21 protein-coding genes are annotated in these 19,739 nt (G+C 62.5%); 5 read left to right on the top strand and 16 right to left on the bottom strand.

What is annotated here, in order from left to right; all coding sequences use genetic code 11:
- The first annotated feature begins 346 nt into the window (after positions 1–346).
- The 5 genes from AC20117_RS22750 to AC20117_RS24405 all read left to right on the top strand — a co-directional run bounded on the left by AC20117_RS22750 (position 347) and on the right by AC20117_RS24405 (position 4,744).
- Entirely contained in the window at positions 347–1,435 is a 1,089-nt protein-coding gene (locus tag AC20117_RS22750; protein WP_074698509.1) for a tyrosine-type recombinase/integrase, read from the top strand.
- Positions 1,428–1,781, top strand: a complete 354-nt coding sequence (locus AC20117_RS22745; protein WP_074698507.1) for a helix-turn-helix domain-containing protein — start codon at positions 1,428–1,430, stop codon at positions 1,779–1,781. Before AC20117_RS22750 ends, AC20117_RS22745 begins: the two co-directional genes overlap by 8 nt.
- Complete coding sequence (locus tag AC20117_RS22740) at positions 1,774–3,252, top strand: site-specific integrase (protein WP_074698505.1); 1,479 nt, start codon at positions 1,774–1,776, stop codon at positions 3,250–3,252. Before AC20117_RS22745 ends, AC20117_RS22740 begins: the two co-directional genes overlap by 8 nt.
- A 732-nt stretch (positions 3,253–3,984) precedes the next feature.
- Entirely contained in the window at positions 3,985–4,158 is a 174-nt protein-coding gene (locus AC20117_RS23490) for a hypothetical protein (protein ID WP_158300514.1), read from the top strand.
- Positions 4,159–4,543: 385 nt separating this feature from the next.
- A complete protein-coding gene (locus tag AC20117_RS24405) occupies positions 4,544–4,744 on the top strand; it encodes an ImmA/IrrE family metallo-endopeptidase (RefSeq protein ID WP_101632778.1) in 201 nt (66 codons plus the stop codon).
- A 124-nt stretch (positions 4,745–4,868) separates the two neighbouring features.
- Here AC20117_RS24405 and AC20117_RS22730 read toward each other — a convergent pair whose 3' ends face one another.
- From AC20117_RS22730 to AC20117_RS22655, 16 genes are all read right to left on the bottom strand, one after another.
- Entirely contained in the window at positions 4,869–5,078 is a 210-nt protein-coding gene (locus AC20117_RS22730) for a hypothetical protein (protein WP_074703492.1), read from the bottom strand.
- 303 nt (positions 5,079–5,381) lie between these two features.
- A complete protein-coding gene (locus AC20117_RS22725) occupies positions 5,382–6,173 on the bottom strand; it encodes an IclR family transcriptional regulator (RefSeq protein WP_101632777.1) in 792 nt (263 codons plus the stop codon).
- 65 nt (positions 6,174–6,238) lie between these two features.
- Positions 6,239–6,979 carry a 3,4-dihydroxyphthalate decarboxylase gene (gene phtC, locus AC20117_RS22720; RefSeq protein ID WP_074703491.1) on the bottom strand — a complete coding sequence of 247 codons (741 nt, stop codon included), beginning with the start codon at positions 6,977–6,979 and terminating at the stop codon, positions 6,239–6,241.
- Positions 6,976–8,202 carry an NAD(P)/FAD-dependent oxidoreductase gene (locus AC20117_RS22715; RefSeq protein ID WP_074703490.1) on the bottom strand — a complete coding sequence of 409 codons (1,227 nt, stop codon included), beginning with the start codon at positions 8,200–8,202 and terminating at the stop codon, positions 6,976–6,978. Before AC20117_RS22715 ends, phtC begins: the two co-directional genes overlap by 4 nt.
- Complete coding sequence (locus AC20117_RS22710) at positions 8,199–8,396, bottom strand: ferredoxin (RefSeq protein ID WP_074703489.1); 198 nt, start codon at positions 8,394–8,396, stop codon at positions 8,199–8,201. The genes AC20117_RS22715 and AC20117_RS22710 overlap by 4 nt, the downstream gene beginning before the upstream one ends.
- A complete protein-coding gene (locus AC20117_RS22705) occupies positions 8,383–8,748 on the bottom strand; it encodes a hypothetical protein (RefSeq protein WP_074703488.1) in 366 nt (121 codons plus the stop codon). The genes AC20117_RS22710 and AC20117_RS22705 overlap by 14 nt, the downstream gene beginning before the upstream one ends.
- Positions 8,745–9,350: a 3-phenylpropionate/cinnamic acid dioxygenase subunit beta gene (locus tag AC20117_RS22700; RefSeq protein ID WP_074703487.1), complete on the bottom strand. Its 606-nt coding sequence runs from the start codon at positions 9,348–9,350 to the stop codon at positions 8,745–8,747. The genes AC20117_RS22705 and AC20117_RS22700 overlap by 4 nt, the downstream gene beginning before the upstream one ends.
- A 4-nt stretch (positions 9,351–9,354) precedes the next feature.
- Positions 9,355–10,815 (bottom strand): aromatic ring-hydroxylating dioxygenase subunit alpha, encoded by a 1,461-nt coding sequence (locus tag AC20117_RS22695; RefSeq protein WP_074703486.1) that lies wholly within the window; start codon positions 10,813–10,815, stop codon positions 9,355–9,357.
- A 142-nt stretch (positions 10,816–10,957) separates the two neighbouring features.
- A complete protein-coding gene (locus AC20117_RS22690; protein WP_074703485.1) occupies positions 10,958–11,824 on the bottom strand; it encodes an aldo/keto reductase in 867 nt (288 codons plus the stop codon).
- A 25-nt stretch (positions 11,825–11,849) separates the two neighbouring features.
- The gene (locus tag AC20117_RS22685; protein ID WP_083340032.1) at positions 11,850–13,061 is read right to left on the bottom strand and encodes an MFS transporter; all 1,212 of its coding nucleotides are present in this window, start codon (positions 13,059–13,061) and stop codon (positions 11,850–11,852) included.
- A 68-nt stretch (positions 13,062–13,129) separates the two neighbouring features.
- Positions 13,130–13,789, bottom strand: coding sequence for an N-carbamoylsarcosine amidohydrolase (locus AC20117_RS22680; protein ID WP_074703483.1), 660 nt, complete (start codon positions 13,787–13,789; stop codon positions 13,130–13,132).
- A 54-nt stretch (positions 13,790–13,843) separates the two neighbouring features.
- Positions 13,844–14,644, bottom strand: coding sequence for an ABC transporter permease (locus tag AC20117_RS22675; RefSeq protein WP_074703482.1), 801 nt, complete (start codon positions 14,642–14,644; stop codon positions 13,844–13,846).
- Positions 14,641–15,450 carry an ABC transporter permease gene (locus tag AC20117_RS22670; RefSeq protein WP_236777653.1) on the bottom strand — a complete coding sequence of 270 codons (810 nt, stop codon included), beginning with the start codon at positions 15,448–15,450 and terminating at the stop codon, positions 14,641–14,643. Before AC20117_RS22670 ends, AC20117_RS22675 begins: the two co-directional genes overlap by 4 nt.
- On the bottom strand, positions 15,447–16,274 hold the full coding sequence (locus AC20117_RS22665) for an ABC transporter ATP-binding protein (protein WP_083340030.1): 828 nt from the start codon (positions 16,272–16,274) through the stop codon (positions 15,447–15,449). The genes AC20117_RS22670 and AC20117_RS22665 overlap by 4 nt, the downstream gene beginning before the upstream one ends.
- Positions 16,271–17,278: an ABC transporter substrate-binding protein gene (locus AC20117_RS22660; protein ID WP_139186844.1), complete on the bottom strand. Its 1,008-nt coding sequence runs from the start codon at positions 17,276–17,278 to the stop codon at positions 16,271–16,273. The genes AC20117_RS22665 and AC20117_RS22660 overlap by 4 nt, the downstream gene beginning before the upstream one ends.
- A gap of 1,170 nt (positions 17,279–18,448) precedes the next feature.
- Positions 18,449–19,711, bottom strand: coding sequence for an MFS transporter (locus tag AC20117_RS22655; RefSeq protein WP_083340029.1), 1,263 nt, complete (start codon positions 19,709–19,711; stop codon positions 18,449–18,451).
- Positions 19,712–19,739 lie beyond the last annotated feature (28 nt).

Below are 19,739 nucleotides of genomic sequence, written 5' to 3'. Positions count from 1 at the left end.
ATACCACCGGCTGGTCGGGGATGAAGTTCGCCTAACTAGCAGCCAGAACGACGACGAAGTATAATACCTTAAGGGCATCAATGTACCCGTGTTGATGCTAGGTTGACATAATCTCCATTATCGGCGAAAAAAGTACGGGAGTAGAAGTAGCTGCGAAAACTCCCGTTCCACGGCTATTTCGGTGTTTCCGCAGGTCAGACGAGCCTTTGCTGCAACGACCGCATCTGGACGCTAGGCCTGAATTTGCTCCTGGATCCCTTGCCACTGTAGGTTTCCTGCATCTAATGCATGTTTCCATGGTTTAGGGGTTGCAGTGAATGGTGCCGTTCCGGGTTTTGTCCCGCGGATGCTGGTGGATCCGGCTGTCGGGCTGTTCAGGGCCGACGAGCGTGTTTTCACCGCCATGCTGGATGGCTGGCGGGCGCAGATGCTGGCCCGTGGGCTCACGACGCAGACCATCAAGCAGCGCTGCCAGCTGCTGGCGCGGTTCCAGGAATTCACCGGTGAGTTTCCGTGGCAATGGCGTGCGGTGGACATAGATGAGTTCCTGGCCGGACTGCGTTCCGGTGAGCAGCCGATCAGCCTCAAGACGCTGCGCTCGTACAGCAATGCCGTGGGGATGTTCTGCGCCTACCTGACGCATCCTGGCTATGGATGGGGTGAGTTCTGCGAACGCACTTTTGGTGATATCCCGAGCCAGATCTGCTTTGAATGGAACACGCCCAGGCACACGACCGATGACGCCGTGCCGGCGCAGCGGCGGGCATTCACCAAGGTTGAGCTGCAACGGCTTTTCGATCACGTTGACGATCTCGTCGACCGTGAGTACGCGGCCGGCAGCAAGCGTTGGCTGCCGCTGTTCCGTGATTCGGTGGCGTTCAAAGTCTGTTATGCCTATGGGCTTCGCCGGCGTGAGATGACGATGCTGGATCTGGAGGACTTCGGCCCCAATCCCCACGTGAATGAGTATGGCCGCTTCGGTGCCGTCCAGGTGAGGTTTGCCAAAGGCACGGCAGGTTCCGGGCCCAGGCGGCGGACTGTTCTGACCGTGCCGGAGTTCGACTGGGTCGTGGATCAGCTGCGTACCTGGACCGGCGGGATGCGGGCGCGGTTCCCAACAGCTGACCGGTCCTCGGCGCTCTGGCCAAGCGAGCGGGGCGCCCGGATGTCACTTGGCAGCTTCGGCGATGCCTTCGCAGCAGCTCGCGACGCCGTTGGGTTGCCCAAGGAACTGGGGCTGCACTGCCTCAGACACTCCTACGTGACCCACCTGATCGAAGCCGGCTACGACCCGGCCTTCGTGCAGACGCAGGTCGGCCACTCGTACGCCTCGACCACCGGCCTCTACACATCGGTATCGTCGGACTTCAAGCAGAAAACCGTGCAACAGATGATCGCACGCCGCATCACCACCTTGGAGGACCCAGATGCCTGAACAGCGCCGGATCGGCTACCGCTGGAACTTACGTGCCCTCATGGCCAAGCACAACCTCTGGAAGACCACCGAACTGATGCCGCTGCTGAAATCCCGCGGAATCAACCTTTCCGAGAGCCAGGTTTACCGGCTGGTCACGGCCACGCCGGAACGCATTCCGGCCAGGACGTTCGCGGCCCTTTGCGACATCCTGGACTGCACCCCCAACGACCTGTTCGAACCCTTCGTCGAGATGCGCGCCGCGGCGACAGCCGACGCACCTCGGCGCAGCGAAGACCTGGGAATCCAACCCGGTAACCCGATCGCCAAACGCATCCGCCTCGTCACCCCCGAGGACGGTGAGTAGGCCCCGCAAGCCGGAGGACCCGACCCGCTGGCCGGTCCCCTGCTCCCGCTGCGGCCAACACCACCAAACCGTTGCACGGTGGCCCGACGGCGGCGTCTGCGGCTACTGCTACCAGCAAGCCAAACGCACCCGCGGCATCTGCGCCTGCGGACACGAAGGCGTCCTGCCCGGCCTCATCGACACCCAACCCGCGTGCCGTCGATGCTCGGGCATCCGACTCAACGTCGACTGCCGGACCTGCGGAGCCGAGGACGAACTTCACAGCGGCGGCCGCTGCTGGACCTGCGTCCTCGGCAATGTCGTAGATGGCCTGCTCACCGACCCGGCCACGGGATCCATCGCCAACGATCTGATCCCGCTGGCGGCGGCGCTGAAGTCGATGAAACGGGCCAACAGCGGCCTGACCTGGATCCGCCAAAAGCACGTAACAGCGTTCCTGCGAAACCTCGCAGTCGCACCCGCGATCACGCACGAAACCTTCGACGGACTGCCCGACTCACGCACCCGCGAATACGTCCGAGGACTCCTCATCGAGCACGGGGTGCTCCCCCGCCGCGACGAACTCCGGATGCGCTACGACAACTGGGCAACGCAAGCCCTCGAGCGCGTGAGTGACCTGCAGAACCGTGAAGTGATCCGCCGCTACATCCGCTGGCACCACCAACGACGGATGAACCACATGGACGAAGTCAGCCGCGGAACCTTCCTGCGCGCCAAACAAGAAGTCACCGTGGCCATCGACCTCCTCAACTGGCTCACCGGCCACGGCATCAAACTGCCCGAGCTGCAACAATCCCACCTCGACGTATGGCAAGCAGAAGGGCCAACAACCCGGCGCATCGCCGAGCGCTTCCTCAAATGGGCCATCAAAACCAAAGCCGCTCCGGCAGGTCTCGCCATCCTCCCGCACCGCCGCGGAACCAGTCCCAAACTCGACAAGACAGGACAGGACGAAGCGCTGAACAAGGTACTTCAACTGGACGGACTCGACGTACGGGACAGGGCCGCCGCCATCCTCATCCTCGTCTTCGGACAACAGGCCGAAAACATCGCTCGGCTGACTTGGGACGACGTGACCATCACCGAAGACCTGGTCACCATCCGGCTCGGGACAATCCAGATCGCACTGCCTGATCCGCTGGACCTGCCGTGGCGGGAACTCGCTGAGAATCCCGGCCACAACCTCACCGCCTCACACCCGAGCACTAATTGGGTATTCCGCGGAATCGCGCCCGGGCGCCACATCGACCCAGGTCACCTGACAGTGCGGCTCAGCAGACTATTCAGCACTCGGGCGGCACGGCTCGGAACTCTCCACGAACTCACCAAACTCGCGCCCGTGGCCATCATTGCCGATGCACTGGGCTACTCCCCGGTTACCATCGAACGCCATGCCACTGACTCGGCCGCCGCCTACGCCCAATACATCGCAGCAGCAAGAACCTCCCGGCGAAACGCGCCACATGTCTAACAGGCGTTCGGCCGACACGGTCCGAACTTTCGAGAGGGCAATCTGTTAAGAGGGCTAATGGCAACGGCGGAAATCGCCTACTCCCGGCCCATGAATACCCGCGCATGCCAGTTACAAAACTCCTTGTCAGAAGGGGTTCCAACCAGATTGTCCGTTCTCATTCCTGATGTCAGTTTTCGCATTCAACGTGTCAGGGTACGGATTCTGGATAATTTTCAGTTAAGTTGTCAGCGTCCCGTCACGGCATCGAATGGCACGCTTATGGCCTTTCAGCCGCGCCACGAGCCGTCAACGATTTACGGAACTGACAACATCAATGAGAAAGAGTCCGCCAGATTCATCTCATCCAATCTGTCAGTTCCCAGGTTGCTACTGACAACTACATTGAGAACGGACACAGATTGTCCTGTGTAGTTTCATTTCACAGGCGACATATCCATGACAGTTTCCAACTAAGTTGACGCACTCACTCTTCTCGACACATTCTGATGCCGGCGTCATTACAGTTGACGCAGATTCTTATCCGTGACGTGAATATACGCAGATTAACCATATCCGCAGGCTGCCAGGCCGTCCTGGTCACGGAAATCGACGGCACGATTCGCGGCTGTGCGACAACTGAAACGAACAAATGCCATGAAATCTCGTTCCACTTCAGTTGTCGCACCGCAGGTCAGAGGCCCATGACTCCGTCAAGTTAGATGGAAAAGGACAACCCAAATCACAACTGAGTTGTCCAAAAGTCTCAGCGGCCTGTCCAACGGCGTCATGCGCGCTGTCCTCTGGAAGTTCACCGGCGAACTCGTTGAGATTGCAATCGACATCATCACCAGCAGAACTGCCGAGTTCGGAGTCCGCCTCGACGATCTGCGGCCCGCTGCGTTCACGGCCACCGACGACCACTGAAAAAATCGGTCTGCTCACCCTCTAGCCAAGGTTTGGACAGATCGGCCGTCACCGCACTCGGCTGAGTGCCCCTGAATCCACGCTCGTCTGTTGGACAAGTAGCCCGGCACTCACGACAGCTCGGTTGTTATCCGACATCCTGTCTCATCTAAAGTGACCCAACCTCATTACACTTGGACCATTAGCCGAATCTGTCTCACTACAGTTGGACCACCGGCCCATAACCCGCGTATTTCCGGGCCCTAGGGTCATTGGGACTTTGTACGATTCTGCGTTTTGGACCAACTGTAGTGAGACAAACGCGTGTAATTTTTCTCACTACAGTTGGCCCAACCCGCGAGATTCCGGGGTTTTCGTGGGTCAAGTTAGATGAGACGGGACACAGATTCTCTCTCCACAAAAGGGTGACAAAGCACGAAGCCGCTTCGATGCAGCGCACGAACTTGGCCACCTCGTCATGCACGAAGGAATCGCCCCTGGTTCCAAGCTTGTAGAGAATCAGGCCCATGCCTTTGCAACTGACTTCCTAATGTCCGAAGAAGAAATCATCCCGGACCTCCCCAAACGTCTGGATTGGGACAGGTAGCGCCAGACGCTACCCGTGAACGAACCGCCCGCTTGCCACGCCTGGTGCCGTAACCCCGGGTGCGCCGCCGGCCGCCGGCCGCCGGCTGCGGGCCGCGCTGGAGTCGGGGCGGCGGCTGGCAGGATTAGCTTTCGCACCGGAGGATGCGGCACTCGTTAGTGAAGAGCATTTTGCGTTCCCCGGTCCGCTGTTCCCGGACCCACGCGATGTTGAATTGCGGCAAGGTGTCCTCCACGTATGCCTTGTAGTGGAGATGCTCGTTTCCCCGGACCTCGACGTGGTCGCCGGGCCGGAGGGCGGCGGAGTCGAGGCCAGCGTCGGCGTTGTCCGTCATGGCGCCATGGCCTTTCTATAGGTTGCCGGGTGGCTCGGGCGAAGGGTGCATGATGACATCTGCAGACAGGGCCCGCCCGAAGCCAAAATGTCCGAGGTAGGCTCCGGTTCCGGATCCGGAGCGCGCAACCCGGCAGAACGGATGCCCGGGCAGCGCTGGCATGGGGTGGAGCCCGGTGCTGCCCGTGGCGGGAGGCATCCGTCTCCGGTGCTACAGTGGGGGCGCCGCCGGGGCTCAGGAAGGTGCAGGGGTCGTTCCGGAGCAATCCGTGGACTGCTCACGGGGCAGGAGGCCTGGGAGTAGCTAAACCAGCAGGCCTTCGATCTCCTTGGCGGCTTCCTGCAGTTTGGCGCCGAGCTCGGCGCGGAGTTGCCGGGTCATACGGTGGGCAGGAACCGATACGTTGATGCCGTAGCAAGCGCCGCCGGGGCTAAGCACGGCGACAGCTGCCGAGGTCACTCCGTCTTCGCTTTCTTCCTGGCTGGTTGCGTACCCGGTTTTCCGGATGACCTCCAGGGCCCGTTCCAGTTCGGTCATGGAGGTGATGGAGCCTTTGGTGAGGCCCGGTAGTTCTTCCGCCGGGTACAGCTTTCGAAGCTGCTCTAGGGGTAGGCGGCTCAAAATGGCTTTGCCGGTGGCAGTGCAATTCGCAGGCAGGGTCATGCCTTGCCGGGAGGCAACACGCACTGCGCGCGCGCTTTCGATGGCGTCAATAAAGTGCGTATTAGTGCCCTCCAGCTTCCCGAAGTGGACCGTCTCTCCTGTTGACTGGAACAGCCGCTCTAAAACAGGATGGACAAGTGTCCTGATATCGACTTGCCGTCGTATCGAGACCGCGATGGAGCTGAGGGCCTGCCCGGGCTCGTAGGCCTTGGTCGACGGGTTCTGGCGGACAAAGCCGCGGTACTGGAGCATCCCCAGCAGGCGGTGCGCGGTGGAGGACGCTACTCCGAGGTAGTTGCTGGCATCGGTGAGCCTGATGTTCGGTTGCGTTTCGAACAACAGCAGGAGACGTAGCGCATTATCGACGGACTCGATTCGGTACTGCGGCGGAGGCCCGTATCTCGCCGTGTCCTCCACGTCTGTTGGTTGCATGGACCTAATCCTACCCAGCCGTAGTCCGGCATTTGGGTCAGCAGGGCTGGCTGTCTTCATCGCCGCTAACCCAGCCTTGCCAGTTCGTGCCGCCAGGCTGTCAGGGTGTTGAACGAGCCGCCAAGATCGGGAAGTTCGGCCATGTCGGCTTCGGGCAGGTCCAGGGTTTCTCCGCCGGCGGCAGCTATTTGCAGCGCCAACCCGGCCAGGCTGTCGACGCTTATGGCTTGCAGGACTGCCTGTTCCACTGTGTCGGCGGCACTTGTGATGCCGTGCCCGCGCAGGATGACCACCGGCCTGCTGCCCATGGATTCGGCCATTTCCGCTGCCAGCTGCCTGTTCCTGACCAGCACTCCGCGCGGGTAAACGGGAACGCCGCCGGCTGCGAGCCGGGTGCCGGGGATGTCGTAGGCTCCGACGATGGGACGCACGGACAGTCCTGCCAGGTCGGCGGCGACGACCTTGGGAGGGTGGGCATGCACCACTGCCCGGATCTGGGGGTGGCGTCGGAGCAGTTCGGTGTGGAGGGGAAGTTCGTTGGGGACGGTGTAGCCGCCGTCGAGCTCTCCCTCCCTGGCAGGGTTGCCGTCGAGGTCAACGAAACGGATGTCGCTGGCCTCGGTGTAGGCGAGGCCGCGTTCCTGTGGGCCGCGGCAGCGGACGAGGAGTTCGGTATCCGTGATCCTGAGGCTGATGTGGCCGAGAATGCCCTCTGCTAGGCCTCGGTGGGCGAGGACACGGCAGGCCATCGCGACGGCTTCCCGTTGTTTGTGGCCTGCACTCGGCGCAGCGCTGACAGCGGTCATGAGGCCGCCACCGGGTTGAGCTGGGGTTCAAGCTTGGCACGGAGCTCCTGTACGGTCGTGCCTGCCGTCATGCCGCGGCGGCAGGCTACGAGCGCCTTGGGCCAGTTCACGATGGCAGCCCCGCGGAGGCTGGAGCCGTCCCCTGTATAGAGTGCGGCGAACTTTCCGTGAATCTCGGGGTGGCCGATGACAATGTGTTCGCAGTCCCCTCCTACTCGTCCGACGACCTGGATTTTCCAGTCGTGCTGGTCGCTCCAGACATATTCGGTAGGTGTGTACGCGCGTGGCTCCTGCGGATGGGTGATGTTGTGCGCGACGCAGGACGCCTGCTCGACCGCATTCGTCCAGTGTTCGATCCGGATCTCTTCACCATGGCCCAGGTGACGCCAGCGGGCCACGTCGCCGACGGCGTAGATGTTGGGGGCATCGACGGCCCTGCAGTATTCGTCGAGGACCACACCGTTATCCACCAGTAATCCTGAGGAAGCCAGCCATGAGTCGTTGGGGACGGCACCGATGCCGACCAGCACAGCGGACGCCTCGATCCTTGTTCCGTTGGTCAGCCGGAGGACGAAGGATCCCCGGTCGCCGTCGACGGACTCTACCCCGGTGCCGAAAATGGTGTTGATGCCGTTGCTCCGGTGCAGGTCCCCGAACCAGTGCCCGATTTCGGGATTGAAGATGCGGCTCATCGGAACTGGCACCGGGTCGATGACGGTTACGTCAAGTCCCAGCGACCGGGCGGTGGCTGCGGCCTCGGCACCGATGAAGCCGGCGCCGATCACCGCGAGGTGACCGCCAGCCAGCAGGTCCTCCCGCAGTTTTCGCGCGTCCTCAAGGGTGCGCAGGACGTGGATCCCGGGCCGCTGGCCCCAGGGCGAGGGCCGGGCGGAGGCGCCGGTGGCGATGATGAGGTTGTCGAACCGGACCGGCTCGTGGCCCTCCAGCTGGAGCAGGCTCGTCGCGATGTCGACGCCGGTGGCCCGCTGCCCGAGTAGGAGCTGGATCCGGGCCTCGTCGGCTTCATCCCGTGTAAGCAGCCCGATGGAGGATTCCTCGGCTGTGCCTGCCAGCACAGACTTGGACAGCGGCGGCTTGTCATAGGGGAGTTCCGTTTCCTCGCCGACGAGGATGATCTCCGCCGTGTATCCTTCCAGTCGCAGCGCCTGGGCGGCACGGACACCGCCGATGGAGGATCCGACGATGACGGTGGCCGGGCTCATTCGTCCTCCACGACAAGGGCGGATACGGGGCAGCTGCGGGCGGCTTCAATCACGCGGGCGCGGTCCTCTTGCGGCACTTCGGTGCGGAGGACTACGACGATCCCGTCGTCGTCCAGATCGAAATAGTCGGTCGCTCCAACGACGCAGTTGGCGTAGCCTTGGCAGGCTTGGAGATCGGCTTTAACGACGGGCATGGTGGGCTCCTTCGCTTTGGTTGGCGTTTTCGTGGGGTTCCGGATACTCGTCTTCTTCGGTTACTAGCGGCCCGAAGGGGTGTCCGATCATGGCGGAGAAAGTGGCCGGGGCCTGCCAGGTCAGGGCTTCGAGTTCCAGCGGGCACAGTGTGACCCACTGGCCGGAGCGCGGGGATTTGATCATCAGGCGGGATCCGTTCCGCGTTTCTACCCGGGTGACCTGAACTTCGGAGAATTCGTTGGCGATAACGATTGGCTCCCCGGTCGCGCGGGCTTCGAGCCGGACGCGCTCCTCGGCCGCCCGGATCGCTGCGAGCCGGTCATCTTCCTCGCCTTCCCATTCGAGTTTCATAGGAAAATGGCCAGGTTCTGCATCCGGATCACGGCCTCGTCCAGCATGATGGTGCGGCGGGCAAGATGCCAGCCCGTTCCGGTGCGGCGGAGGAGGTCTTCGCGTCCGGCCGACACGGTGGCGGCCTCGCCGACGTCGCCGCGGCTGCGGAAGAGCAGGACTGCCGATTCCACGATGATTTCATCGGCCTTCTCCGTGCGGAAGGTGCGTACATTCGTAACGTAGTGGCGCAGCCGCGACGGCGGATCTTCGGTCCAGGCGTGCTCGGTGGCGAAGCGGGCCACCCGGCGGCTGAGTGAGTATTTGTTTTCGTCCATGTGCGCCATGCCGGGGGATGTCGAGTAGCCGGCACCGAGGGCGGTGGTGACGCGCACCGGCATCAGGTAGTGCATGTCGTCGGCAATGCGGGACAGCCACTCATCGTAGTTCTGCTCGTCGAGCAGGTAGGCCTCGTCCACAAGCCAGCGGTGGGCCTCCAGATGGAGTTCGTCATTGAAGGGCAGGCTCCGCCCGGTCCGCTGGGTCCGCGGCGCATGCGCTCCTAGTGCCGACTGTTCCGATAGTGTGGTGCCGCTGGCTTCGTGTGCAGTGGTGATTGTCATTTTTCTAGGCCTCCTGGGACATCATCGCTGCGGGCACGGTTGCTGCACTGCCTGCGGCCGGGGCAGCATCTCCGCCGCCCACAGCGCCGGCTTGGACCGGATCGATTCCGACGTGCAGCTGGGCCGCGGCCTGGACCGGGCGTTCGAGGTGGTCTGCCCAACGGAACAGCAGCTCGCGCTGGTTGTATTCGCTGTAGCCAATGCGGGTGGAGCCGGGGCCGGAATACTCTTCGGCGGTCAGCGGTTCCACCACGTTCTGGCCGTCCTCCAACAGGCCCATGCGGCCGTTGAGCAGCAGCCGCCGCGCCATGGAGCCGGCGGCGGTATTGGTCAGGGACACCCAGTTTTCAACGTCGTCCTGCTCGAACATGCCGCCGCTGCCGAAGCACATCAGGTAGGCCTTGTAGGAAAGAGCCTTGTACTCTTCGGAGGCATTCTTGTCCACGGCGAACCAGGACAGCACTTCGGTTTCGTTTTCACTAATGGGCTGCCACATGCGGATGGAGATGAACGGAAGGACCTCGTCGGAGCCTTCCTCCACGCGCGGCCAGTTATGCACGAAACTCATGTTGGGAAACAGCGAGGCAGCGGAGACCATGAACCCGTCCTTGCCCACCACGTCAAGCTGCTGCTGGGTCCACTGCTCCTTCATCCGCCCGATCATCTCGTCCGGATAGCCCACATAGCGCAGCCGGTCCTCCAGGCTGCCTTCCGGGAGCTTGTACGTGGTGCCGCCGCCGTTGCCCGCCCAGTAAGTGGTGCCGTCCTTGCGCTTTTCCGCCTTCGGCTCGCGGAACAGGCCGATCTCCACCACCGAGGTGTGCGTCTGGGGCGTGTGATACATGTCCCCGGCGAAATTCTCGGCCCCGATCTTCCAGTTCGCCTTGACCCGCCAACGCTGCGGACCGCGGAGCTCGATCCCGTCGGCGCTCTGCTTGGTGTAGTAGTCCAGGTAGAACTTGAAGTCTCCGAGGAAGTCTTCCAGCGGCTCGGCGTCGGGATCCATGCTGATAAAGATCAGTCCGTTGTAAGTAGCCAGCGACGGCGCGGGCAGCAGAGTCTGGCCCTTCTTCCGGAAGCCCTCTTCGCCGCCGAACGCCTCCTTGTGGAACGGCAGGCCGACAATGCGGCCGTCGTTGCGATACGACCAGCCGTGGTACGGGCAACGGAAGTGCGACGCGTTGCCCATCTCCGCCCGGCAGACCTGCATCCCGCGGTGCAGGCACATGTTGAACAGGGCCCGGATTTCGCCTTTTTCATCCCGCGAAATGATGAAGGAATCCTCCAGCACCCGACGGACGACATAATCTCCGGCGTCCGGCACTTCGGACTCATGCGCCACGAACAGCCAGCTCCGGCTGAAGAGCCGCTCCTTTTCCAGTTCGAAGATCTCCTTGTCGTTGTAGATGTGGGCGGGGATCATTCCCTGCCGTACGTCCTGAAGGACCGAGCTGTGGTCTGTCATTGGGATGGATCTCCTTGGTCGGTGGATCTTGTATATCTCTGCAAGACAGAGAGTAGTTCTTTAGAGAAGAGAATGTCGTAAATAGTGACTCTCGTCAACCCCTCGGGCGGTTCCCGACCTTGGAGAGGGCGCCCTGCACGAATTAGTGGCCGTTTTCGGGCGAGTCCGAGTCGCGTGCGGCCGCTTCTCCCCTGTCTAGGACGGCCAGCGCTTCCATGTCGGCAGGGGTCAGCTCGAAGTCGAACACCGAAATGTTTTCCTCCAGCCAGACCGGTTTCGCGGCCTGGGGAATGGGGACCAGGTCCTGCTGCACGTGCCAGCGCAGCAAGACTTGGGATGGGGTCTTCCCCAGCCGTTCCGCGATCGCGAGCACCACCGGGTTCTCGCGCAGACCCGACGCACGCCCGATAGGGCTCCATGCCTCGGTCAGGATGCCCAGCTCCCGATGAACGTCCCGGGGGTGTAGCCGGGCCAGATCCGGACTCAGCTGGATCTGGTTGACATCCGGAACCACGCCGGTGGCCTCGATGATCGCGGCCAGATGGCCGGGTTTGAAATTGGAGACACCAATCGCTTTGACGCGGCCTTCCTCCAGCAGTTTGACTAGGCCTTTCCACGCTTCGACGTATTTACCCTGGGCCGGTACAGGCCAGTGGCACATGAACATGTCAAGGTAGTCAAGGCCCATGCGGCCCAGGCTCTCGTCGTACGCGCGTTGCACGCCGTCGACACTGTGCGATTCCTTGTTGAATTTGCTGGCAATGAACAAATCTTCTCGGGGAACGCCGGCTGTCCGAACGCCCCGTCCGACGGCTTTCTCGTTGCGGTACTGGAAGGCGGTGTCAAAAAGCCTGTAGCCGGCACGGACGGCGTAACGGACGGCCGTTTCGCACTCGTCATCCAGGAGCGGCCAGGTGCCGAGTCCGAGCCGCGGAACGCTGTGTCCGTGCAGGAGCTCCAATCTGGGGACTGCCACCGCCTGGGTGATCGGCAGGTTTTCAAAGGTCATTACAGGGTCCTTCCGTGGTGTGCGTTCAGTGGGGAACGGGAGCCGCATCCGCCGCCCCGTCCTCGGTGCCGCGTGTGCCCTGCCGCCATACTGCAGCGGCCGGGGCGGCAAGGAGCAGGCCCGCCGCGAGTAAGGCTGGGGTCGCGGGAACAACCGTGACCAGTCCGGCCATGCCAACCGGCACGAGGAACAGTGCCGAGGCCCGGAAGGTGCCCGTGACCGCAAGAGCGTCCCCGCGTTCTTCCGGATGGACAGTTTCCGCAGCAATGGCTGGACCAACGGTCTGCAGGATCCCGGCGCCGATGCCGGAGAGGGCAAGGGCGGCAGCCGCGGCTACTGCCCAGCCGGCAAAGAACCCCGCTGCCGCCAAGCCCAGTCCTGCCGCGAGCACTCCCATGCTCAAGGAGGCCCTGATCCCCTTCGCGCGCACCCAGCCACTGGCGGCACTGCCCGCCAGTACGGTGGCGTTGGCTACCGATATGAGGATTCCGATGACTGCGGCGGGTTGACCGGCGAGGGAAAGCACGAGGGGCACGTAGGAGTCCAGCAGACTCTTCCAGCCTCCTGCGGCGGCGTTCATCCAGCAGGCCGTCTCGACGCCCGGTTGCCGCCACAGCCGTTTCCCCTTCCCGCGCACCGCAGAGTTTTTGGCGGCGAATGGAGGAAATCTGATGATCAGCAGCAGCGGAATGACAGCCAGCGAACCCGTGGCAGCACCCACGAGCAACGGCAGCTCAGTGGAGGTCTCCCAGAAGTACCCTGCTGCCGCCGGGCCGATCAATGCGCCGACACCAGCGGCCAAATTGACGTTCCGCAATCCTTGAACCGGCGATAAGGAAGTCCGCACGGCGTGAGTTTGGCTGCTGGTCCAGAACAGGGCCCGCGCCATGCCCTGCACCAGTTGCGCCAAGGTAAAGATCAGTAGGGCGTCCGACAACGTGATCAGTGCACAGGATCCAGCAATCATGACTGCCGCCATGAGGAGGAACCACTTGTCCGCGCAGGCACGCACGAGCGCCCCCATGCAAAGGCGGGTCGCTATCTGCGCGACGGCAGCCACAGCCACCAGCAGCCCGATCTGGCTGGCGCTGTAGCCTATCCGCACCGCCAGCAGCGGGACGACAACCGATAGGGTGCCGAGGGAGTAGGAGAACAAGACGTTCGCTACAGCGCTGAGTGCCCTGTCGGAACCGGCAGACGGGTCCCCTTTCCACCTGGCGGGAGCACTTGGAGTCATGGTCTAGACCCCGCGTGACTGGACGCCGGTTCCCGGCTCTGGTCTCCCCCAGATCAACGGGCACGCTGTCATTGGTTACCGATACGGTCCAGATAGGCGGCGGCCTCCCTCAGTCCCACGACGTCGCCGTATTTGTTGTCGATGTCGAAGAGGCTGGCGAGGTGGGGCAGTTCCGCCCGGTCCCCGACGCCTTCCTCAACGACGACGGTGTGGAAGCCGTAGGAGCAGGAATCGACTGCGGTGGCGCGGATGCAGCCGCTGGTGGTGCACCCGACGATGATCAGGGTGTCCACTCCCTTGGAGATGAGGCGTGCGGCCAGATCGGTTCCGAAGAAGCAGGAGGCGTACTTCTTGACGAGCAGCATTTCGTCGTCCCGGCGGCCCAGCCGTTCGTCCAGTTCGACCCATTCGCTCCCTTCCACCAGCCAGCTGTTGGAGGGAATCTTGCGAATCCATTTGCCGGCTTCCTGTAGATCGGCATCGTAGGCGACCGTGGAGAAGATCACTGGCGCGTTGGCGTTCCGGGCCGAGGCCAGCAGCTGCCGGGTGGCCTCCAACTGGCCGTCCAGTTCTCCGGCCAGCGGGGAGCGTGTATCTGTGAAGCCCCGGATCAGGTCAACAACCAGCAGGGCCGGCCTCTCGCCGAAGCCCGTGCGGCCGCCGAGGCCTTTGTTTTTGAATTCGGTTCGCAGTCGCTCATATTCGTCGACCGCAGCGTTGGTAGACATGGGTGGGGTGTCCTCACTGTGGCAATGTCATGGAAGGTTTCAGGTGTTAAGGGTTCAGGCGTTGCGGCTTAGCCTGCGCTCGGCGGCCCAGAGAACCAGGTTGCCGACCAACGCAATCAGTGCGAGCAGCACGATGATGCCGTACATTGCCGGGAGATCCAGTTGGCCGTAGGCACGCAGGGTCAGCAACCCCAGGCCCGCGCGCGCGGCGAAGAACTCGGCGATGATGACGTTGATGAAGGCGATGCTGAAGCCGATTCGGATGCCGACCATCAGCGACGGCGCCATGGCCGGCACGTAGATTTTGGCCACCGTCTGCAGGGGTGACAGGCTCAGCGACCGTGCGAGTTTTGGCAGGAGGGGGTTGATGGCCCGCACCCCTGCAGTGGTCGAGACCATGATCGGGAACACTGCTGCCAGGGCTGCCATGGCCGACTGGGCGCCTACCCCCACCCCGAAGATCTGCAGCAGGATCGGGAAGAAGATGACGCGGGGTATCGCGAATGCACCCGCAACGATTGGATCGAAGACTGCGCCCAGGAACTTGCTTCGTCCGATCGCATATCCCAGCGGGAATCCGACGGCCGCGGCGATAAGGAACCCGATGGCCACTGCCTGCAGCGTGGCATTCAGGTGCCGGTAGATGGATCCGTCGGCGAAGAGGTCCACCAAGGCGGTGAAGGACGCCGCCGGCGAGGCGACCAGGTCCGACATTGCGGACAGCGCTGCCCAGACGGCGAGCAGCGCCACCATGACCGCCGCACGCCAGAGGTTGTCCGTGACAGCGGCGGAACTTTTGGTCCGCGACGCGCCCGTGGTACGGGGAAATGAGGGAAGTGTAACGGTGGTTCTCAAAGCATGTCCCTTCTGATCCGCTTCTCCAGCCGGGTAAGGATGCTGTTCACAAGCACACTGAGCACGACGACGACGGCAATGTACGCCCACATATCGGCGGTGTTCAGCTCGCGGTAGTAGAAGCCTGCGCGGAAGCCGATGCCCTGCGCTGCGAGGATGAATTCCATGGCGATGGTGCCGATCACGGCATAGATGAAGCCGAGTTTGACGCCGGGGAAGACAAGCGGGGTCGCGGCGGGCAACAGGACCTTCAGGTAGTACTGCGTTGGTGACGCGTTCACCGAGTTCGCCAGTTTATGCAGGATCGGCTTGATCGAGTTCAGCGCGACCATGGTCGTCAATGCTATCGGCACCAACGACATGCTGGCGGCGATGAGGATGATGGGTCCGGCGTTCAGTCCCATAACCGCCAGCAGCACCGGGTAGAACAGCAGGGTCGGCATCGCATAACCGGTGACGATGAAGGGTTCCAAGATGCGCCCGGCAGCAGGAACCCTCCACAGGAAGACACCCAGCGGGATACCCAGCACCATGCCGATACTGAATGCGGTCAGGATCGTGGTGATGGTGCGGGCGGCGTCCACACCGAACTGTTCGGTCAGGACGATCGATGCGAGCCGGATCAGTATCTCGGACGGCGGCACCATCAGGGTGCGGTCAATCATGCCCGTTCTGGTGGTCGCCTCGAGGACGACGACCAGGCCGATGACGATCGCCCAGCGGACGGCCGCGGCGCGGCGTCGTAACGGATCAGGCTGGCGTCTTTGCAGTGGCCGGTTTCGTGGCAGAGTCTTTGCAACGCTCACGCCAACTGCGCTCCTGGCCCAAGGGTTTTTTCTGCTTCCACCTTGACCAGCGCCCACAGGTGGTCCTCCAGTTCCCGGAACCGGGGCAGCGCGTGGGTGCCCTCCGGCCGCGGACGGGGCAGGTCGATCTTGACCACCTCTTTGACTACCGAGGGTCTGGCAGACATGACCCATACTTCATCGGAAAGGTAGACGGCTTCCTGGATGTCATGGGTGATAAACAGGACCCGGTTGCGGGTCTTCTCCCAGATGCGCAGCAGTTCGCGGCCGATGAACTGGCGGGTCTGCTGGTCCAAGGCGCCGAAGGGTTCGTCCATGAGCAGCACCCGCGGTTCCATGGCCAGCGCCCGGGCAATGGCCACGCGCTGCTTCATGCCGCCGGAGAGCTGCCCGGGCCGGTGATCCTCGAACTGGCGCAGGCCTACGAGCTCGATCATTTTGCGGGCCCGTTCGTGACGCTCGGCCTTGGAGACGCCCTTGACTTCCAGGCCGAAGGCGACGTTATCCAGCACGCTGCGCCAGTGCAGCGTCGAATCCTCCTGGAAGACCATCGCTGTATCACGTCGTGGGCCGGTGACCGCCTCACCGTCGATGCTGACCGAACCTTGGGTGGGCTGGAGAAGACCGCCGACCATGTCCAGCAGCGTGCTCTTGCCGCAGCCGCTGGGGCCGATCACCGAAACGAACTTGTGTTCCGGGATGGCGCCGGTGACATTGGCAACCGCCTGGGTGGCGCCGGTTGCGGTCTGGAAGGTCATGCCGATGTTCTCGAAAATGACATCGTGCTCTTGGGTCGCCGAAGGCATGGCAGGAATGTGGCTCATGCGAGGAACTCCCGCATCACGATGGCGTCCATATCAGGCTCCTTGGTTATCTGGCCCTGTTCCTTGCCGGCATCCACGACGGCGGCAAGCTGGGCGTCTGTCAGCTCAAGGCTGAAGTAGTTCTGGGAGTTCTTCAGCGCCGCGAGTCCGACTTCGGGTTTGTAGCCGATGGCTTTGGCATACACCTCGGCCGCCTTGTCCAAGTCATTCGCGATGAGGTCCATGGCCTTCTTCAGTGAGCGGCCCCAACCCACAAGCGCCTCGGTGTTCTCATCGGTAAAGGCGCCGGTGGCTACCAGACAGGTGTCGGACCAGTCACTGACGTAGTCCCGGGAGCGCCAGATAACCTTCCCGCCGTTCTCGTCGGCGATCTTTTCCGACAACGGCGAGGCGGTCCACGCGACGTCGACGACGCCCTGGGAGACCACTGTCCATGAATCACTGGCCGATCCGACACTGACGAGTTCGACATCCTTGCCCGGTTCCAACCCGGCTTCGCGCAGGGTCCGCTCGGCGAAGTAGGAGGAATTCGAGCCGGGAGTGCTGACCGCGATCTTTTTGCCCCGCACATCCTCGATGGAGTTCACCTCGGAGTCCGGCAGGGCGATGAAATCCACGGAGGCCGCGGTGTAGACGTTTCCGAAAATCCTGACGTCCATGCCCTTTTCGGCGGCGATGAACACCGGGATGGTCGAGGATGTACCCAGGCCGATTCCGGACTCGATGCCGCGCACGGTGTCCAGGCCGCCCGGGAACTGAATGTGTTCAAGCGCCAGCCCCTCTTCCTCGTAGTAGCCCTCGGCCTGGGCGATGAAGAAGGGAGCGGAATGGATTAGGCTCGCCAGGCCAGTAATGGCGGCATCGCCGGAATAGCCACCGGTGCCGCCGGCCTCGCTTTGCCCGCAGGCTGTCAAAGACGAGCCCAACCAGACCACGCCTCCCGCCGCAGCCGATAGTTTCAGGAATCCTCGGCGACCCAGCGGGCGGCCAATTGTTGTTGACATGCGTTCTCCTCATTCACGTGAGTGGCGTGTTCGTGTAAGTGAAACACATCACTTCACTGCTGTCCAGATATAGTCTCTGCTAGACAGAGAACAACGGAAAATGTCCCTTTTTGGTCGAGCCAGTTGCGCTCCGCACGGGTGACCCTCAAGGCAAGGATCAGTCAACAGGGGACTCACGGGGCGATCTGCACCAACCAGATCGGGCTTTCGGGGTCTGTTGGTGGCATGCAGAACTGCCAAGCTGCGGCCGTCACGGTGCGCAGGGCCAGTCAGTAGCGGCCCCGAGTGGGGCATAGGCGACACACCGGAGGGCGCCCTTGAGACTCCGGAGCTGACTCTTGGAAGGTGCTCCGCCCAAATGGCTGCCCATGAGACGAAACCGCCAGCGGCCTGTCTAACACCAGCAGGCTTCGGCCGACTGTGACCATCCCCGGCACTGAGCCCGGCATCATCGGACGAGGAGCCAGCTTCCATGGCCCAGCAAGCGTCACACTGTGCTGCTCAAGTCCAGCGAGCCCTCGCACCGGGATTTTTCGGCACGGCCACCAGCGGACAGTTCACATGGCCATGTGCGGCGAAAGCCATAATTCCAGATGGCCGCCAGTGGGCAAATTTCGGTGGCGCCAACACGTGTCACCGGCATCTGGAGCTGGATTCACTTCGGCCACCGCGTTGATCCGCTCCCGATTGTGCCCGCGCTAGGGCGGCAACGCCTCCGGCTTGGGCGGGATGAAACGGTCGATGGGCGGGCTTTTCTCCTACCCCGAGGAAGGAGTTGGCAATGCGATGATTCGAAGGTAAAAATGGTCGTCGGATCAGATTGACAACCCCTTAATGGTTCCACGGTCTCCGAGCGATGCGTGGTGCTGGATCATCTGGTTAACATCGCCGAATCAACCCCGTCGACCGGCCGCCTTACGATTCCGGTCCCGCCACACGAGGGCCTTCGGGGTTGGCTTCGCCCTTCCCCAAAAATCCGGAAGGCGGGGACATCCACCTCAGTTCGCCCCTAGGCCCGCACATCAGCCACCGTCCTTGCCCCTGCCGATCGTCGAGGCGCAGGGGCAAGGACGGCATCTCAAAACCAATGCGCGCGGTGGCCCTCCGCGAGGCTGTGGCTCATGGCCGAGCTGGTCGAGTGGATAAGGGGTGCGCCAGCCTTTGTGTGTTCTAGGCTTTTCCTTCCGCTTTCACAGCGATTTCAACATCGTCGGGGCGCTCGTTCACGAAGTACATGATGATCATGCCCAGGAAAGGACCGGCGGCAAGTGTGATCAGGGCGGCCATGAAGGAATTGTCGGTGGCGGCGAAGACCGCTCCTACCGCCAAGGGAACCAGAACGCTGCCGATTTGCCACATCGCGTTGGTCATTCCGGCGGCGCTTCCGACGACATTGCTGCTGACGAGCCGGGGCACGAGGGCAACGATGAGCGGCAGATAACAGTAGGCTCCCAGCCCCAGCAACGGGGCGGCAATGAAAAAGGCCAGGGCGTTGTCCAGCAAGCCGAAGACGACGAGCATGATGGAGAAGCAGCCCAGGACGACCATTGCAGGGATCCTGCGTGCGCCGTTGAACTTATCGGCAATCCAGCCGATGAGGGGCTTGCCCAGCACGCCGAGGGCTGCGTAGATCGCCACAATGCCTCCGGCAACCGCCGGGTCTATGCCGTGCCCTTTGATCATGAGGGCGTTGGACCAGGTGATGAAGCCATAGGTTCCCCAGAAGCCGCCAAATCCGGCCAGGGCCAGGAGAAGGAGGTTCTTGTTGCTTGTCAGCTCCCGAAGGGCGGACCGGCCCCCCGCAGTGCGGGTCTTTCTGGTCACGATCGGGCCGGGCCTGAGGATGGCGTAGCAAACCACGCCCGCCACGATGGAAATGCCTCCGAAAAGCAAGTAGGAAGCGTGCCAGGAGTAATGCTCGATCAGGTAGGGAACGGCCGTGTTGGCCACGACGACGCCGAGTGATGTCGCTGAAGTGTAGATACCCATGGCCTTGCCGAGTTCCTCGGGACGGAACCAGCTGGAAATCAACTTGATGCCAGCGGCATATTCAGCTCCGGCGAAGAGTCCGATGAGCGCCTGGACGCCCATCCCGATGGCAGCCGAGGTCGTCGACCCGAAGAACATCATCGAGGCGCCGGCACCCACGAGGGAGACCGCAATGAGAAGACGACCGCCGACCTTGTCCGTGAGGAATCCGCTGCCGGCATTCGAAACAACGTACCCAATGTAGTAGAAGGTGGCGAAAAGACCCAGACTTGCCAAAGGCACGCCCAGGTCTTCTCCGATAAAGATTGACGCCGGACCCCAAGTCGAACGATCGACGGAGGTCATGGTGAAGGCAAGCCAGCAAAGCACGAGAACAAGCCAACGATAGGGCCGCTTGGACAGATCAACCTCGCTGGCAATTTGTGCAGGAACAAGTGTAGTCATGTGAATTCCTTGAGGGGGGCGTGGTCGC

It is taken from the genome of Arthrobacter crystallopoietes (genome assembly GCF_002849715.1).
In the GTDB taxonomy this organism is placed as follows: Bacteria; Actinomycetota; Actinomycetes; order Actinomycetales; family Micrococcaceae; genus Crystallibacter; species Crystallibacter crystallopoietes.
Note: the sequence above shows the minus strand (reverse complement) of the source record. Positions and strands in the feature narration are given on the sequence as shown.